The sequence below is a fragment of the Sneathiella sp. HT1-7 genome, from assembly GCF_020731145.1.
Lineage (GTDB): Bacteria > Pseudomonadota > Alphaproteobacteria > Sneathiellales > Sneathiellaceae > Sneathiella.
Window position 1 is genome coordinate 244,090 of record NZ_JAJFZN010000004.1, and the last position, 16,827, is coordinate 260,916.

Genomic DNA, 16,827 nt, shown 5'->3' on the forward strand with positions numbered 1-16,827 from the left:
ACGTTATTTTGAAGCGTTGGCCCGCTCTCGCGCGGTTTTCAGCTTGGCAAAATCTTCACCCGCATGGTGACTGGAACGGGTTAGCGGCGACGCGGAGACCATAAGGAAGCCCTTAGCATAGGCCTGCTTCTCCAGAACCGCAAATTCATCTGGAGTTACAAAACGATGGATTGCGTGATGCTTCACTGTCGGCTGTAGATACTGGCCGATGGTAATAAAATCGATATCGGCAACACGCATGTCATCCATCACCTGAAGCACTTCATCCTTATCCTCGCCGAGGCCGACCATCAGGCCAGATTTGGTGAACATATTTGGATCAAGCTCCTTCACACGCTCCAACAGCCGGAGGGAATGATAGTAACGCGCGCCCGGCCGGACGGACGTATAGAGCTTCGGTACTGTCTCAAGGTTATGGTTGAAGACATCGGGCTTAGCCGCAACAACAACTTCTAAGGCACCGGGTTTCTTCAGAAAATCCGGTGTCAGAATTTCGATCGTGGTCTCTGGCGTCGCCTCGCGGATCGCCGTGATGACGTCCGCGAAATGCTGCGCGCCGCCGTCTTTCAGATCATCCCGATCGACGGAGGTAATCACTACATGATTAAGCCCCATCGTCTTGACCGCCGTCGCCACATTGACCGGCTCGAACGGATCAAGCGCATTTGGCTTACCCGTCGATACATTACAAAAGGCACAAGCCCTCGTACAGATTTCACCCATGATCATCATGGTCGCGTGCTTCTTCGCCCAGCATTCGCCGATGTTCGGGCAGGCCGCCTCCTCACAGACCGTGGTGAGATTGAGGCCGCGCATCAACTCCCGCGTCTCATGATAGGTTTTCGAGACAGGCGCTTTCACCCGTATCCATGCGGGTTTTCGCTGGATCGGATTATCCGGGCGGTTCACCTTTTCCGGATGGCGTACGCGTTTTATGGCGGTCGTCTCAGTCATGATCTTACCTTATCAAATATTCGCATGCTGTCGGAACAGCTTATAGCTACATGTGGATGACCTTGCCATAGGCGTCAAGCACAGATTCATGCATGGCCTCCGATATCGTCGGATGCGGGAAGATCGAATGCATCAATTCGATCTCAGTTGTCTCCAGCGTTTTAGCAATACCGTAACCCTGAATAAGTTCCGTCACTTCCGCACCAACCATATGCGCGCCTAGCAATTCACCGGTTTTCGCATCAAAGATTGTCTTGATCAATCCTTCCTGCTCCCCCAGGGCAATTGCCTTACCGTTGCCAATAAAAGGAAAGCGCCCGACCTTAATGTCATAGCCTTTTTCCTTCGCCGCCGCTTCGGTCATGCCGACAGACGCAACCTGTGGATGGCAATAGGTACAGCTCGGAATATTTGACGTGTTAAGCGGATGCACGTCCTTCTCACCCGCAATCTTTTCAACGCAGATCACCCCTTCATGGGAGGCTTTATGCGCGAGCCATGGCGGCCCTGTCAGATCGCCAATAGCATAGACGCCGGGCTCCCCCGTGCGGGAAAATTCATCGATCACAACATGGCTGCGATCCACTTTCACCTTAGTGCCTTCAAGTCCCAGATTTTCCACATTACCGACAATACCAACCGCCAGAATTACGCGATCAAAGGTATCGGAGGATGTTTTATCCTTCTTGTCCTTGAAAGTGGCCGTGACCGTATTTCCGGATTTCTTAAGCTCCGAGACCGTGGTGCCCTTATGGATCGTCATTCCCTGCTTCTTGAAAGATTTTTCGGCAAAGGCGGAAATCTCCTCATCCTCAACAGGCAGGATTCTGTCCATTACCTCAACAACCGTAACGTCGGAACCCAAGGCATTGAAAAAGCTAGCGAATTCAATTCCTATTGCGCCGGAACCAACAACCAGCAACTTCTTCGGCATCACATCGGGTACAAGCGCTTCCTTATACGTCCAGATCAGCTTGCCGTCCGGCTCCAGACCCGGCAATGTCCGTGCCCGAGCACCAGTTGCGAGAATAATATGCTTGGCACTGACGGTAGAGATTTTCTTGCCGTCCTTGCTCACCTCAACCTTGCCCGAGCCTGCGAGCTTGCCATGACCGTCAACGACGGTAACCTTGTTCTTCTTGAGGAGATGCTTGACGCCGCCGGAAAGTTGCCCGGCCACCTGACGGGAGCGTTCAACGGTTTTTTTAAGGTCAACCGACGCCCCTTCAACCTTGATGCCGAATTCATCTGCATGCTTGATCAGATTATAGATATCTGCCGTCCGAAGCAGTGCCTTGGTCGGGATACAGCCCCAGTTCAGACAAATGCCGCCAAGATGTTCCTTTTCGATAACGGCTGTCTTCATGCCAAGCTGCGCCGCCCGAATTGCCGCAACGTAACCGCCCGGACCAGAGCCGACAACAACCAAGTCGAAATTTAAATCGCTCATATCCGGTTCCTCACAGCATCATGGTTAAAGGTTCTTCAATATAACCCTTGAAATGTTTCAGCAGTTCCGCGCCCAGTGCCCCGTCAATCACGCGGTGATCGCAGGAGAGCGTTACGCTCATCATCGTCGCCATGGCGAGCGCGCCGTCTCTAACAACAGGACGCTGTTCCCCGGCACCAATCGCAAGAATGGCAGACTGCGGCGGGTTGATCACGGCGGAGAATTCCTTGATCCCGAACATGCCGAGGTTCGAGATGGAGAAGCAGCCGCCCTGATATTCTTCCGGCATCAATTTGCCGGCCTTGGCTTTGGTTGCCAGTTCCTTCATCTCGTTAGAAATGACGGCGAGGCCTTTCTGGTCCGCCTTTCGGACCACCGGGGTAATCAGGCCCCCTTCAATCGCCACAGCGACCGAGACATCAAAATCCCTATATTGCAGGATCTTGTCTCCGCCCCAGCAGGCATTCGCCGTCGGCACTTTTTTGAGCGCGAGCGCCGACGCCCGAATGATAAAATCATTGACCGAAATCTTGTAGTCGTCAGACCGGCCATTGAGCTCTTTGCGCATTGCAAGCAGGTTATCCAACTCACATTCGATGGTGAGATAAAAATGCGGAATGGTCTGTTTTGCCTCCGACAGCCGCCGCGCAATGGTTTTGCGCATGCTGGTCAGCGGTATTTCCTCGTAATTTCCTTCTGGTGGCGGTGTTGCCGCCTGAGGCGCAGGTGCGGCCGCCGCCTTTTCGGGAGCAGCAGCTTTGACACCACCAGATGCGATGGCCTCTTCAACATCTGTTTTCACGATGCGGCCATGCGGGCCAGAGCCGGAAATCGAGCCAAGATCGAGTCCCGCATCTTTGGCGATACGTCGGGCCAACGGGCTTGCAAAAATACGATCACCCGATTTTTCAGGTTCGGCTTTGGCGCTTTGCGATGGCGCAGAAGGAGCGGGCTCTTCCGCCTTTTCATCTTTCGCCGGTGCGGGTGTATCCGCAGGTGCCGCAGCGCCTTCCGCCTTATATCCATCCAGAGCAGAGGCGTCTTCTCCCTCCTCCAGCAGAATTGCGATTGGTGTATTTACGGCGACATTTTCTGTACCGCCCTCAATGAGAATTTTCGCAAGTGTTCCTTCGTCCACTGCTTCAACTTCCATCGTCGCCTTGTCGGTTTCAATTTCAGCCAGAACATCGCCCGATGCGACGCTATCGCCTTCCTTCGCTTGCCAGTTGGCGAGCTTTCCCTCCGTCATGGTCGGTGAGAGGGCTGGCATTGTAATGGAAATTGGCATCTTCGCCCTCCTTAATCGCGATAACAGACAGATTTAGCCACCGCCACAACTTCATCGGTATGGGGCAGTGCCAGTTTTTCAAGATTGGCCGCATAGGGCATCGGCACGTCCTTGCCTGAAACCCGGAGCACCGGTGCATCAAGATAATCAAACGCGTGATGCATGATCTGCGCAGTAATTTCGGCTCCAACACCGCTTTGTGGCCAGCCTTCTTCGACGGTGACGCAGCGGTTCGTTTTACGGACAGAGGCCAGAACAGTCTCCATATCCATCGGGCGGATCGTTCGAAGGTCAATCACTTCGGCGGAAATACCCTCTTCCGCAAGTTTTTCTGCCGCTTCAAGCGCATAGCGCATCCCCATTCCGAAGGAGACGATGGTCACATCGTCACCAGACCGCTCAATTTTCGCTTTGCCAATCGGCAAAACAAAATCATCAAGGACAGGCACCTCGAAACTCTGACCATAGAGTATTTCATTTTCAAGGAAGATGACCGGATTTGGATTGCGGATAGCCGCTTTCAACAGCCCCTTCGCATCTGCCGCTGTATGGGGCGCAATCACGATCAACCCCGGGACATGGGAATACCAGGAGGCGTAACACTGTGAATGCTGGGCCGCGACGCGGGACGCCGCGCCGTTCGGTCCCCGGAAAACGATCGGACTTTCCATCTGTCCGCCGGACATATATCGCGTTTTCGCCGCTGAATTAACAATTTGGTCAATCGCTTGCATGGCGAAGTTAAAGGTCATGAACTCAACAATCGGTCGAAGTCCGTGAAAAGCTGCGCCAACACCGACACCGGCAAAGCCATGCTCCGTAATGGGGGTATCGATCACCCGGCGCGCGCCGAACTCATCCAGCAACCCCTGTGTCACCTTATAGGCCCCCTGATATTCGGCAACTTCCTCACCCATGACGAAAACACGCTCATCGCCTCGCATTTCCTCTGCCATGGCATCGCGGAGCGCCTCACGGACGGTCATCTTGACCATTTCCGTGCCTTCGGGGATTTCGCCACTGGCGTCATAGGCATCGGGAGTTTCAGAGACACTGACACGTGGCGCAGGTTCTTCCTTGGCAGGAGTATCGTCCGACGTCTCCGGTGCAGCTGCGGGAGCAGATGACGCAGAAAAACCATCAAGATCGCTGGCATCTTCCCCCTCTTCAAGGAGAACCGCAATCGGTGTATTTACCGCGACATTCTCGGTATCGCCCTCAATCAGGATTTTCCCGATTTTTCCTTCATCGACAGCCTCGACTTCCATCGTTGCCTTGTCGGTTTCAATTTCCGCAAGGACATCACCGGAGTTGACCGTATCGCCTTCTTTCACCATCCAGCGAGCCAGTTTGCCTTCCGTCATCGTCGGCGAGAGCGCCGGCATTAAAATTTCTGTTGGCATTTATCTAGTCCTTCTCAAGCTGGTCGGCACTCAGGCCAAAACATCCGTATAAAGCTCTTCCGGTTGTGGCTCCGGACTGTTCTGGGCGAATTCAACCGCATCGGCGATGATGGCCTTTATCTTGCGGTCAATTTCCTTGAGCTCGTCCTCCGTATTGATTTTGTCATCCAGCATGGTTTGGCGCAGGTGATCAATCGGGTCATGCTCAGCACGCTTCTTGTTGACCTCCTCTTTCGAACGATACTTCGCCGGATCCGACATCGAATGACCGCGATAACGGTAGGTCTTCATTTCAAGAATATACGGTCCCTTTCCCGAACGGACCCAGTCCACCGCCTTTTTGCCAGCCGCGGCAACAGCAAAAACATCCATGCCATCAACCTGTTCACCCGGCACATTAAAGCTTTCACCCCGTCTAAAAAGCTCCGTCTGAGCAGAAGATCGCTTGACCGATGTACCCATGGCATATTCATTATTTTCAATGACATAAACAACCGGTAGGCCCCAGAGTTCCGCCATGTTGAAGCTTTCATAAACCTGCCCCTGATTGACCGTGCCATCTCCCATATAGCAAAGGGTGATGTCTTTGCTATCTTGGTATTTCTGGCTGAAGGCCAGGCCAGTACCGAGCGGAACACACGCGCCGACAATCCCGTGTCCGCCATAGAAGTTTGCCTCTTTCGAGAACATATGCATGGAGCCGCCCTTCCCTTTGGAATAGCCGCCCTCGCGCCCGGTGAGTTCCGCCATCACGCCCTTTGGGTCCATCCCGCAGGCCAGCATATGACCGTGATCACGATAAGAGGTAATTACTGCATCATCGTCTGTAATCGCTGACTTCATGCCAACAACCACGGCCTCCTGCCCGATATAAAGATGGCAAAAACCGCCAATCAGGCCCATGCCGTAAATCTGGCCGGCCTTTTCCTCAAACCGGCGGATCAGCAGCATGTCATGATAAAATTTCTGAATTTGCTCTTTTGTAAATTTCGGGGTGGCCTTGCCGGCGCTCCGTGCCGGTTTCTTGGCATTCGACGAAGAGTTTTTTGCTCGGCTGGCGGTTTGACGTGCCATGATATCTCCCATTAGAAGAGGCAACCGAAGCTTCCCTGTCGCATTCGGTGCGCGTTGTGGTTAAGTCAGAATGTGACCGACCAAACCTTAACAAACAAGTATAATTTATTGATTAACTTTAAATTGGTTAATAAACATAATGTTTTGGAATATTTTAAAAATTAACTGAAAATCGGTAAATTTTTTACACCAAAAAGAAATATCACTATTTTATTCAGTTTTACGCAAGAAATGCAAAAATAAGATGATCAACAGGATACAATTTTTATAATCAGTCTAATGCCTGACTATTTCATATAGATGACGATTTCATCCGGATGAGCCAAACCCAAAACGTATCGACTACGCTCTTCCAGCATGTCCTTGTCAAGATTCTCACGGCGCAACAGAGCTACACGTTTTTCAAGCGCTTGCTTTTCATTTTCCGTAAGCTGGTAAACGGCCTCGGCCCGGTCTATTTCATGCTGAAGCTTAAGATAGGCAAACAAGCCACGATCACCTTCAATCAGGTGGTAGCTAAAATAGGCAACCGCCAGAATCCCAAGAATGGGTCCCGCTCCGGCTTTTGCACGCTTTTTTATCTCAAGGCTAATAATCATTTACGGAGTGAATCAAATACGAGAGTCGAGGTCAACCGTAAAGTTACTTTGTGGATAAATTAGTTGCAAATAATCCGCTAATGGTCCGAAAACTGTTGATTTATTTACCTCCACGTCAGGAATAGGTCCCGTTCTTGAAAAGACCGCCCTCTTTCTCCCGTCGCGCCTTAAGAACGGGCGATATTTCTTTGCCGTTGCTCAGGTGCGCCCAGTGGGCAAATCGAGCGACCATACCCTTTTTCTTTCCCGCATAAATCCATTTGTTAAGCTCGGAGGGAACGGACTTATAATCGCCTGCATTCAGCTTCTTCAATAGTGTCGAGGATTTAAAAGCGCCCATCCCTACGTTATAGGTGAAAGAGACAAGTGCATCGACCTGATTTTGCTGTAACTTTACCTGCACGGAGCTATTGACCGTATCGACCGCCCATTTAACATCTTCATTAAAATAGCTGTTGGCCTCTGTTTGACTGATTGTCTCCCCGACCTTGACGTCCCCTGTATGGCCATACCCAATCGTCATCACCCCTGTCCCATCGTCATAGGCCTTGAGCCTTATGCCTTCAAATTGCTTGATAAATTCCGATCCTTTATCGGATAGCTGATACACCACGGTTGATCTCCTACCAATAAATACACTCCTATAAATATTATTTAATATTTATATTTCAATTTTAAAGTGAATTATATGGCAAAAGCCCTCAGAGTCACGCCTATGCCTATATGACCCTCAATCTCAATCAACTATCAGATTGGTTCGCCTGTTTCTGCGCAAGCAGAATTGTACGGCCTGCACAATCGCGATCCTCGGTCACGAAGTCGATAACGTCCATCCCGTTAGTCGCAAGAATTGACCTATACTCATCGAGAGAGAGGCTGGCATGATAGACGGTATCTTCCCCGACCCGCCCGGTTACTTCACCATCCCCAGGCCCCACCGTCAGCATAAGGACACCGGAAGGGACAAGATGCGCGGCAAATTTCGGGAGAACTGATCTCTGCTCCGCCTGCATCAGGTGGAAGAAACTGTCCCAACCAAGAATGCCGTGAAATTGCTCTGACAGATCAAGGGCACGCATATCCATTTGCCGCCAGTCACCATCTGGAAATCTTTCGCGGGCTAACTGCAGCATGGCGGCAGAGGCATCTACGCCGGTAACCGCATACTCGCGTCCAATAATGTAACTTGCGATAGGATCGCCCGACCCGCAACCTGCATCAAGGACATGACTGTGATCAGGGATAAGGGAGAGGAACCGATCAAGCCAGCTCCTCTCAAACAGGGATTTGGAGCGCTCTGCATCGAAACGGACGGCGTTGCGCTCATAGACATCTTGCGTCGTTTTCGCAATATCCGAAAGCGACACTGTCACGACAGGCTTTAGGCTTTCAGGATACTACGGCCAGCATATTCAGCCGCATCACCCAACTCCTGCTCAATCCGGATCAACTGATTGTATTTTGCCAACCGATCAGAGCGAGACAGGCTCCCGGTCTTGATCTGGCCGCAGTTGGTGGCAACGGCTAGGTCTGCGATGGTGGAATCCTCGGTCTCACCAGAACGGTGCGACATGACGGCCGTGTAGCGCGCCTTATGCGCCATTTCAACCGCCTCCAGCGTCTCAGTGAGAGAGCCAATCTGGTTCACCTTCACAAGGATGGAATTTGCAACACCTTGCGCGATCCCATCCGCTAGTCGTTTCGGATTGGTGACGAAAAGATCGTCGCCGACAAGCTGTACTTTATCACCGATTTTGTCTGTCAGCGATTTCCAACCGGCCCAGTCGTCTTCGCTCATGCCGTCTTCAATTGAGATGATCGGGTAATCACCGACAAGCGCAGCGTAATAGTCTGCCATTTCCTCAGGCGCGAGAATCTTATTTTCGCCCTTGAGGTGATATTTGCCGTCCTTGAAGAACTCTGTCGAGGCCGCATCGAGCGCAAGATATATATCCTCGCCTGGCTTATAGCCCGCACCTTCAATGGATTTCATAATAAAATCAATGGCATCGCGCGTGCTGGCGATATTTGGCGCGAAGCCGCCTTCATCGCCGACATTGGTGTTATGTCCGGCCTTGGAAAGTTCTTTCTTCAGCGTCTGGAAGACTTCCGATCCCATGCGAATGGCATCCGCACACGTATCGGCGGAAACAGGCATAATCATGAATTCTTGAATATCGATCGGGTTGTCCGCATGTTCTCCGCCATTGATGATGTTCATCATCGGGACCGGCAGAGTGCGAGCAGACGCGCCACCGACATAGCGATAGAGCGGGAGGCCACAGTCTTCCGCTGCAGCGCGGGCAAGCGCGAGACTGACACCGAGGATGGCGTTTGCGCCGAGACGGGCTTTGTTTTCAGTGCCATCGAGCGCGATCATCGCCCGGTCGAGTGCAATCTGATCATCTGCATCGCGACCGGAGAGAATATCAAAAATCTCACCATTAACCGCATCAACAGCTTTAAGGACGCCCTTGCCACCATAACGCGACTTATCGCCGTCGCGCAACTCTACGGCTTCATGCGCTCCAGTTGAGGCGCCGGAAGGGACTGCCGCGCGGCCAAACGCGCCGCTTTCCAGAATAACATCTACCTCAACCGTGGGGTTGCCCCGACTATCCAGAATTTCACGGCCGGTTATATCAAGAATTGCACTCATACGACTTGGTTCCTGTTTCTAGAGGTTTTTCGCGAGATTATCGAATTTTTGTAAAGTGGCGAGCAATGCCTCCATCTCATCGATGGGCACCATGTTCGGTCCATCAGAGGGGGCGTTATCAGGGTCCTGATGCGTTTCCATAAAGACCATGGCCACGCCAACAGCAACAGCAGCACGTGCGAGGACAGGTACGAATTCGCGCTGACCGCCCGATGTTGTGCCCTGCCCGCCTGGCTGTTGCACGGAATGGGTGGCATCGAAGACAATCGGTTGACCGGTCTGCTCCGCCATGATGGCGAGGCTCCGCATATCGGAAACCAATGTGTTATAGCCAAAACTCGCGCCGCGTTCAGTCAGCAGGACACGGTTATTGCCTGCACTGATCAGTTTGTTGGCAACGTTCTTCATGTCCCATGGCGCGAGAAACTGACCCTTCTTCACATTGACGACCTTGCCGGTCTTCGCCGCAGCAACCAGAAGATCCGTCTGACGACAAAGGAATGCCGGTATCTGCAACACATCCACTGCATCGCCCAAGGCAGCGCAATGTTCCGGCAGATGCACGTCAGTCAGAACGGGAATGCCGAACTCACTCCGGATACGCTCAAACACCGGGATCGCGCCTTCCAGGCCAAGCCCTCGCTCTGCCGTGTGTGATGTCCGGTTCGCTTTATCGAAGGAGGTTTTATAGACAAGCCCAATGCCGAGTTTCTGAGTCATCTCATGCAGGCGCCCTGCCATATCCATCGCATGGATCATGCTTTCCATCTGGCACGGCCCCGCAATCAGCGCGAAGGGTAAATCATTACCAACCATGATATTGCCAATCTGGACGTGATGAGTTTCAGTCATGTCTATACCAATCGTGATTTCTTGACCGCCGCCGTGATAAAGCTTTCAAAAAGAGGGTGCGGTGCAAAGGGCTTCGATTTTAACTCAGGATGGAACTGAACGCCAATAAACCAGGGGTGATCCGTAATTTCGACAATTTCCGGCAGTTCCCCGTCCGGAGAAAGGCCTGAGAATTTATAGCCGACCTTCTCCAAAACCTCTTTATAGGCAATATTCACTTCATACCGATGACGATGACGCTCATCGACATGATCTGTCCCGTATATTTCGTTCACCTTGGTTCCCGCGACAAGATCACACGGGTAAGAACCGAGACGCATTGTACCACCAAGATCGCTGTCTTCACTCCGGACTTCTGTCATATTGCCGCGTGTCCATTCGGTCATCAGCCCGACGACTTTGGGGTCATACTCGCCAAATTCAGACGTGCCCGCGTTCGGCAGCCCCGCAAGACTGCGACAGCCTTCAATAACTGCCATCTGCATGCCAAAACAAATACCGAAATAGGGAATTTTCTGTGTCCGGGCGTACTGAACGGCCTTGATCTTGCCTTCGGCACCGCGCTCCCCGAATCCGCCGGGAACGAGGATGGCATCCGCATCGCCTAGAAGATTTGCCGGAGAGGCATCATCTTTTTCAAACTGCTCTGATTCCAGCCAGTTAATCTTGACCCGCACCCGGTTGGCGATCCCGCCGTGGATTAGCGATTCCGTCAGCGACTTATAGGCGTCCTGAAGCTCGATATATTTGCCGACCACCGTCACATTCACTTCGCCTTCCGGATGAAGCACCCGGTCGACAATATTTTCCCATTTGGAAAGATCCGGCTTCGATATGTCCGTAATCCCGAAGGCTTTCAGGACTTGCTCGTCAAAGCCTTCCTTATGGTAGCTGAGTGGTACCTCATAAATTGTGCGAACATCCAGCGCCTGAATAACCGCCTCTTCCGGCACATTGCAGAAAAGGCCGATTTTGCGGCGCTGTCCTTTCGGAATAGGTTTTTCGCTCCGGCAGAGCAGGATATCCGGCTGAATACCGATAGAACGAAGTTCTTTCACCGAATGCTGCGTCGGTTTGGTCTTCAACTCGCCTGCCGCTGCGATATAGGGCACCAATGTCAGATGAATAAAGACGGCATTATTGCCAAGCTCATACCCAAGCTGGCGAATGGCTTCCAGAAACGGCAGTCCTTCAATATCACCAACGGTGCCGCCAATTTCGACAAGGACGAAATCCTCATCATCCAGATTGGCCGTGGCGAATTCCTTGATGGCGTTGGTAATATGCGGAATTACCTGCACCGTACCGCCGAGATAATCCCCGCGACGTTCTTTACGGATTACTGTCTGGTAAATCCGTCCCGTGGTGACGTTATCTGTCTGCTTGGAGGGAACGCCGGTAAAGCGTTCATAATGCCCGAGGTCGAGGTCAGTTTCTGCCCCGTCATCGGTTACATAGCATTCGCCATGTTCGTAAGGATTCATCGTGCCGGGATCGACGTTGATATAGGGATCCAGTTTCCGGAGGCGGACCTTATAGCCGCGCGCCTGCAGGAGGGAAGCCAAAGCCGCCCCGGCGAGACCTTTGCCAAGCGAGGAAACCACACCACCGGTAATGAAAATAAACCGAGCCATGGAGTTACGTTATAACCAATTCTGTGATCAACGGAAAGTAAAAGAGGCGGCAATTACGCCGCCTCGGTAATATTTTTTGAAAGGTCCGATTATTCCGAGACCGGAGCCGTTGGCTCCGCTGGTTTTTCGGGCACAGCTGGCGCGCCACTTTCCGGAGCGCCCGTCGTCGTCGCGGGGGTATCCAGAATGGACGTTGGTTCAGAATGCGTACCGCTGATAATTGCGAGAAGAACACTCGTCAGCATAAAGGCGCCCGCCAATCCTGCTGTTGTCCGGGTAAGCAGGTTTGCCGCGCCACGACTTGACATTGCGCCGCCGCCACCGCCGCCGCCGATACCAAGCGCGCCCCCTTCGGAACGTTGCAACAGCACAACCACAATCAGAAAGACCGCGATCATAATATGAATGACCAGAAGGACAGTTTCCATTCTCTTCAATTCCAGCTTTTCAGGCGGCCATTGCCGCCCCGTTATTCAACAATTGCAGGGCTTCTACACCAAAGTTCACTTTATGGCTAGTAACTTTCCCGCGCTTTTAATCAAATTGATGTAGCAACAATCGGCCAGAAATCAGCCGCCTTCAAACTCGCCCCGCCGACCAGCGCGCCATCCACATTCTCAACTGCCATCAGTTCTTCGGCGTTACTGCCCTTAACCGAACCACCATAAAGAACACGCACCTGATCCGAATCATTCATCAATGCGTCCAGTTCTTTACGAATATGGGCATGAACCACCGCGACATCATCCGGGGTTGGTGTCTTTCCCGTCCCGATCGCCCAGACGGGCTCATAGGCGATCACGGTATTCGCGGCTGTTGCTCCCTCAGGAAGGGAGTTTTTGACCTGATCACTTATCACATCAAGGGTTTTATCCGCTTCACGTTCCGCCAATGTCTCGCCGACACAGACAATCGCAATCAAGCCGCCCCGATGCGCGGCTTCGGCCTTTGCCTTCACAACGGCATTCGTCTCATTATGGTCCGCCCGACGCTCTGAATGCCCAACGATGCAATAGCTTGCACCCGCGTCTTTCAGCATTTCCGCCGAAATATCCCCTGTGTGGGCGCCGCTTTCATTCGCGTGACAGACCTGTCCGCCAATCTCAACGGCACTATTCCCTGCAACGGCGGCCATCTCCCGCAAAAGAGTTGCCGGCGGGCAGATCAGGATATCGCATTTAGGCGCAGCATGCTTTTCGGCGTGCGCCACCAATTCTTTTAATTCACTCGCCGCCGAAGCAAGACCGTTCATTTTCCAGTTCCCGGCAATCAGCGGGCGTCTTTGATTTGACATCTATTTCCCTCAGAAACGTCATATAAATTAGGACAGATATTGTAAATTCAGGTTCATATGCCATTTTTTAAGCGAGAAAGATACCGCTTTGCAAATTTCCATGTTGCCCCGCCCTGCCCTGTACCTATAATCTGGCGCGCTTAAACCGGGCGACATTGGATTGGCTGGCGAATTTTAAACTAACAGGTTACTGGTAGACAATTAATATGCTTCACGCGATGCGAAAAGGAGCCAGCGGATGGCTCGCAAAAGGTTTGTTACTTCTTCTGGTCGCGAGTTTCGGCGTTTGGGGGATTGGCGGTGATATGCTGACCAGTTCCGTGGGCAGCAACGTGATCGAGGTCGGTGACACGTCTGTCTCTCTTGGAGAATTCCAGCGTGACTATCAGCGCAATCTCAATCTTCTCTCGGCGCGCTTTAATACGCAGCTGACGCAGGAACAGGCGCAGCAGTTCGGTCTGGCCCAGATGACCGTCAACCAGATTGCCTCCCGCGCACTGATAGATGAAAAGACGAAAGCGCTTGGACTCAGTGCCGATGACGAAGCCGTGCGTAAAATGATCCAGAGCCAGCCGACCTTCCAAAACCAGTCTGGGCAGTTCGACCGCTTCATGTTCGAACAGTTTCTTGCCCGTAATGGCTACAGCGAAGGTGAATATATCGAGATTGTTCGTAATGACATTACCGGGAACCAGCTTTTCGGCACGCTATCCCAAGGTGTCACCAAAGCGCCGACCGTACTTGTCGACACTTTCTATGCCTATCTCGCAGAGAAACGGACGGCGAAGTATATTGATATCCTCGATAGCAGCATTGGTTTCGCCCCTGCTCCATCAGATGAGGAACTTGAGGCCCTGATTAAGGAAAACCCGGAGAACTACTCCGGGCCTGAATATCGTAAAATCAGCTATATCCTGCTGACAGCTGAAACACTCGCTGCCGAAACGGACATCTCTGAAGAGGATCTTAAAGCCGAGTATGAAGCCAGAAAAAGTGAGTTTGACACGCCGGAAACACGCGCGGTAGTTCAGATGATCTTCGAAAGCGAAGAAAAAGCCTCAGCCGCAAGCAAGAAAATCACCGACGGCGCGGACTTTGCGGAGATCGCCATGTCAGACCTGCAACTAACGCCCGCAGATATAGACCTGGGCATGATGTCCGCAACAGACCTCCTCCCTGAATTGCAAGGGCCGGTTTTTAGTCTTGAAAAGGGCGGTGTAACGGAACCGATTAAAACGATACTCGGATGGCATCTCGCCAAGGTCGAAGATATCGTACCCGGTGAGGAACAGAATTTCGATGCGGTAAAAGATCAGCTCAAGAAGGACATACTGCAAAACAAAGCGCAGGAACTTCTTTATACAGAAGCGACCAAGCTTGAAGATGAATTTGCCGGTGGCGCAAATTTGCGTGAGGCAGGCCAGACCCTCGGTCTTACTGTCGTAACAACAGATTGGATTGATGCCAGCGGCAACGACAAGACAGGCAATCCTGTCGACGGACTGCCGACAGTGCCCGGCTTTTTGAGCGAAGCTTTTGCCCGACAGACTGGCGAAGAGGCAGAAATGAGCGAGACGGCAGATGGCGGATATTATGCTGTTGTTGTCGATCAGGTAGACCCTGCCGCTGTCAAACCTTTGGCCGATGTAAAGGAACAAGTAACACAGGACTGGCAAGACAACTGGCGCCATGAAGAAGCGCGTAAAAAAGCCGAGGCACTTCTGGTTAGGGCAAATGCCGGTGAGGATCTTGAGAAAATTGCCGCGGATCTTGGCCTTACTGTGCAAACATCATCTGCCGTTCTTAGAAGCGGAGCAGCCGGAGACCTATCCCCCGTTGCACGGGATGGTCTGTTCGACCTGCAGCCCGGCGCCTATGGCGTGAATGTCAATCAAGCGGGAAATGGCACCCTTCTTTATGGCGTTGCAGATATTATTCCGGCTGAACCGGCCAAAGATCAGGATGCTTTCGCACAGATGTCGGAGCAGATTACGGCTAGTATTCGGGCCGGTATCCTTGCGGAATATGAAAATTACCTTCAAAAAGATATCGGCATTTCCGTCAAGGAAGAGCTGATCAAGGAATATTTCTAACACTATGTCCATTCAGCCAAGCTTTGCCGATTTCAAAAAGAAACATGAAACCGGCCAGTCACAGATCTTGTGGACGACACTAGTCGCCGATCTGGAAACCCCCGTCTCCGCGATGATGAAACTCGCGGAAGGACAGGCGAACTCCTTCCTTCTGGAATCCGTCGAGGGAGGCGCTGTTCGCGGTCGCTATTCCATCATCGGCCTGAAACCTGATCTCATCTGGCGCTGCGACGGAAATGAGGCACGTATCAATCGCATGGCAAGGTTCGACCCCGATGCATTTGTTTCCTGTGACGGCAATGTGCTGGATAGCTTGCAATCCCTGATCGATGAAAGCCATATTGACCTTCCCGAAAATCTCCCGCCAATGGCGGCTGGTCTGGTGGGCTATATGTCCTATGACACCGTTCGCCTGATGGAAAAAATTCCGGACGGAAATCCAGATGAACTGCATATTCCAGAAGGGATGTTCATCCGGCCGACAGTTATGGCCATTTTCGACAGCATCCTCGATCTGGTGACAATCGTGACTCCCGTCTGGACAGATGGCAACCGGTCGGCGCAGGATGCCTATAATCATGCCGCAGAACGCATTGCAGATGCAGTCCATGACTTTGAGCGAAGCTTGCCTCATTCAGCCTCCCTTGATGCGGGACAGATTGACCTGCCGGAACCGACATCAAATACTTCTGTTGCTGAGTATCATTCGATGGTCGAAAAGGCGAAGGAGTATGTCCGCGCTGGTGATATCTTTCAGGTCGTGCCATCGCAACGCTTTGAGCTGCCGTTTGAGTTGCCTTCGCTAGCTCTATACCGGGCGCTCAGACGCACCAACCCGTCTCCATTTATGTTCTACCTGAACTTTGGGGAATTCTCGATCGTGGGTTCCAGCCCGGAAATTCTTGTTCGGCTGCGCGATAACAAGGTCACAATACGCCCAATCGCTGGCACCCGCCCACGCGGCGCAACGGCTGCCGAGGATGCCGCGCTTGCAGAAGATCTTCTTTCCGATCCGAAAGAACTGGCGGAGCATTTGATGCTGCTCGATCTTGGGCGGAACGATGTTGGCAGGGTCGCCAAGATTGGCTCTGTCACCGTCACCGAGAAAATGGAAATCGAGAATTACTCTCATGTGATGCATATCGTCTCCAACGTGGAAGGCGATATAGCAGACGGACTAACAGCCATCGACGCATTGAAGGCCGGGTTTCCGGCAGGCACTGTTTCGGGGGCACCGAAAGTGCGTGCGATGGAAATCATTGATGAGCTAGAAAAGAGCCGCCGCGGCATCTATGGTGGCGCTGTGGGCTATATTTCTGCGAATGGCTCCATGGATACCTGCATTGCGCTTCGGACCGCACTTGTAAAAGACAACAAAGTCTATATTCAGGCGGGCGGCGGCGTTGTTGCAGACAGTGATCCAGACGCAGAGTATCAAGAGACGGTCAACAAGGCCAAGGCTCTCGTCCGGGCGGCACAGGAAGCCGTTCGCTATGCCTCCGATACAGGCCGCAACCGCTAGTCAAG

At 52.3% G+C, this 16,827-nt stretch carries 15 protein-coding genes; 2 read left to right on the forward strand and 13 right to left on the reverse strand.

The window, feature by feature from the left end; all coding sequences use genetic code 11:
- Positions 1-3: 3 nt before the first annotated feature.
- The 13 genes from lipA to tpiA all read right to left on the reverse strand — a co-directional run bounded on the left by lipA (position 4) and on the right by tpiA (position 13,207).
- The gene (gene lipA / locus LKE13_RS14730) at positions 4-954 is read right to left on the reverse strand and encodes a lipoyl synthase (RefSeq protein WP_227952151.1); all 951 of its coding nucleotides are present in this window, start codon (positions 952-954) and stop codon (positions 4-6) included.
- A gap of 46 nt (positions 955-1,000) precedes the next feature.
- On the reverse strand, positions 1,001-2,404 hold the full coding sequence (gene lpdA, locus LKE13_RS14735) for a dihydrolipoyl dehydrogenase (protein WP_227952152.1): 1,404 nt from the start codon (positions 2,402-2,404) through the stop codon (positions 1,001-1,003).
- 10 nt (positions 2,405-2,414) lie between these two features.
- Positions 2,415-3,692, reverse strand: a complete 1,278-nt coding sequence (locus LKE13_RS14740) for a pyruvate dehydrogenase complex dihydrolipoamide acetyltransferase (RefSeq protein ID WP_227952153.1) — start codon at positions 3,690-3,692, stop codon at positions 2,415-2,417.
- Positions 3,693-3,703: 11 nt separating this feature from the next.
- The gene (locus LKE13_RS14745) at positions 3,704-5,095 is read right to left on the reverse strand and encodes a pyruvate dehydrogenase complex E1 component subunit beta (protein WP_227952154.1); all 1,392 of its coding nucleotides are present in this window, start codon (positions 5,093-5,095) and stop codon (positions 3,704-3,706) included.
- A gap of 30 nt (positions 5,096-5,125) precedes the next feature.
- Positions 5,126-6,169, reverse strand: a complete 1,044-nt coding sequence (pdhA, locus tag LKE13_RS14750) for a pyruvate dehydrogenase (acetyl-transferring) E1 component subunit alpha (RefSeq protein ID WP_227952155.1) — start codon at positions 6,167-6,169, stop codon at positions 5,126-5,128.
- A gap of 287 nt (positions 6,170-6,456) precedes the next feature.
- The gene (locus LKE13_RS14755) at positions 6,457-6,768 is read right to left on the reverse strand and encodes an FtsB family cell division protein (protein ID WP_227952156.1); all 312 of its coding nucleotides are present in this window, start codon (positions 6,766-6,768) and stop codon (positions 6,457-6,459) included.
- A gap of 115 nt (positions 6,769-6,883) precedes the next feature.
- Positions 6,884-7,381, reverse strand: coding sequence for a lysozyme (locus tag LKE13_RS14760; protein WP_227952157.1), 498 nt, complete (start codon positions 7,379-7,381; stop codon positions 6,884-6,886).
- A gap of 127 nt (positions 7,382-7,508) precedes the next feature.
- Positions 7,509-8,141 (reverse strand): class I SAM-dependent methyltransferase, encoded by a 633-nt coding sequence (locus tag LKE13_RS14765; RefSeq protein WP_227952158.1) that lies wholly within the window; start codon positions 8,139-8,141, stop codon positions 7,509-7,511.
- A gap of 8 nt (positions 8,142-8,149) precedes the next feature.
- Positions 8,150-9,427: a phosphopyruvate hydratase gene (gene eno, locus LKE13_RS14770; protein WP_227952159.1), complete on the reverse strand. Its 1,278-nt coding sequence runs from the start codon at positions 9,425-9,427 to the stop codon at positions 8,150-8,152.
- An 18-nt stretch (positions 9,428-9,445) separates the two neighbouring features.
- Complete coding sequence (gene kdsA / locus LKE13_RS14775; protein WP_227952160.1) at positions 9,446-10,279, reverse strand: 3-deoxy-8-phosphooctulonate synthase; 834 nt, start codon at positions 10,277-10,279, stop codon at positions 9,446-9,448.
- 2 nt (positions 10,280-10,281) lie between these two features.
- Positions 10,282-11,913, reverse strand: coding sequence for a CTP synthase (locus tag LKE13_RS14780; protein ID WP_227952161.1), 1,632 nt, complete (start codon positions 11,911-11,913; stop codon positions 10,282-10,284).
- Between the two features lie 89 nt (positions 11,914-12,002).
- Positions 12,003-12,341, reverse strand: coding sequence for a preprotein translocase subunit SecG (gene secG, locus LKE13_RS14785; RefSeq protein ID WP_227952162.1), 339 nt, complete (start codon positions 12,339-12,341; stop codon positions 12,003-12,005).
- A 110-nt stretch (positions 12,342-12,451) separates the two neighbouring features.
- Positions 12,452-13,207: a triose-phosphate isomerase gene (tpiA, locus tag LKE13_RS14790; RefSeq protein ID WP_227952163.1), complete on the reverse strand. Its 756-nt coding sequence runs from the start codon at positions 13,205-13,207 to the stop codon at positions 12,452-12,454.
- Between the two features lie 218 nt (positions 13,208-13,425).
- On the opposite strand from tpiA, the gene LKE13_RS14795 reads away from it, so the two are divergent.
- Positions 13,426-15,300, forward strand: a complete 1,875-nt coding sequence (locus LKE13_RS14795) for a SurA N-terminal domain-containing protein (RefSeq protein WP_227952164.1) — start codon at positions 13,426-13,428, stop codon at positions 15,298-15,300.
- A 4-nt stretch (positions 15,301-15,304) separates the two neighbouring features.
- The gene (trpE, locus tag LKE13_RS14800) at positions 15,305-16,822 is read left to right on the forward strand and encodes an anthranilate synthase component I (RefSeq protein ID WP_227952165.1); all 1,518 of its coding nucleotides are present in this window, start codon (positions 15,305-15,307) and stop codon (positions 16,820-16,822) included.
- Positions 16,823-16,827: the final 5 nt, after the last annotated feature.

Bases quoted from the DNA above. Each gene is read 5' to 3' on its own strand.
- lpdA (WP_227952152.1), bottom strand. From the start codon at position 2,404: ATGAGCGATTTAAATTTCGACTTGGTTGTTGTCGGCTCTGGTCCGGGC.
- kdsA (WP_227952160.1), bottom strand. From the start codon at position 10,279: ATGACTGAAACTCATCACGTCCAGATTGGCAATATCATGGTTGGTAAT.
- pdhA (WP_227952155.1), bottom strand. From the start codon at position 6,169: ATGGCACGTCAAACCGCCAGCCGAGCAAAAAACTCTTCGTCGAATGCC.
- LKE13_RS14795 (WP_227952164.1), top strand. From the start codon at position 13,426: ATGCGAAAAGGAGCCAGCGGATGGCTCGCAAAAGGTTTGTTACTTCTT.
- trpE (WP_227952165.1), top strand. From the start codon at position 15,305: ATGTCCATTCAGCCAAGCTTTGCCGATTTCAAAAAGAAACATGAAACC.
- LKE13_RS14780 (WP_227952161.1), bottom strand. From the start codon at position 11,913: ATGGCTCGGTTTATTTTCATTACCGGTGGTGTGGTTTCCTCGCTTGGC.
- LKE13_RS14745 (WP_227952154.1), bottom strand. From the start codon at position 5,095: ATGCCAACAGAAATTTTAATGCCGGCGCTCTCGCCGACGATGACGGAA.
- lipA (WP_227952151.1), bottom strand. From the start codon at position 954: ATGACTGAGACGACCGCCATAAAACGCGTACGCCATCCGGAAAAGGTG.
- LKE13_RS14740 (WP_227952153.1), bottom strand. From the start codon at position 3,692: ATGCCAATTTCCATTACAATGCCAGCCCTCTCACCGACCATGACGGAG.
- eno (WP_227952159.1), bottom strand. From the start codon at position 9,427: ATGAGTGCAATTCTTGATATAACCGGCCGTGAAATTCTGGATAGTCGG.
- tpiA (WP_227952163.1), bottom strand. From the start codon at position 13,207: ATGTCAAATCAAAGACGCCCGCTGATTGCCGGGAACTGGAAAATGAAC.
- LKE13_RS14755 (WP_227952156.1), bottom strand. From the start codon at position 6,768: ATGATTATTAGCCTTGAGATAAAAAAGCGTGCAAAAGCCGGAGCGGGA.
- secG (WP_227952162.1), bottom strand. From the start codon at position 12,341: ATGGAAACTGTCCTTCTGGTCATTCATATTATGATCGCGGTCTTTCTG.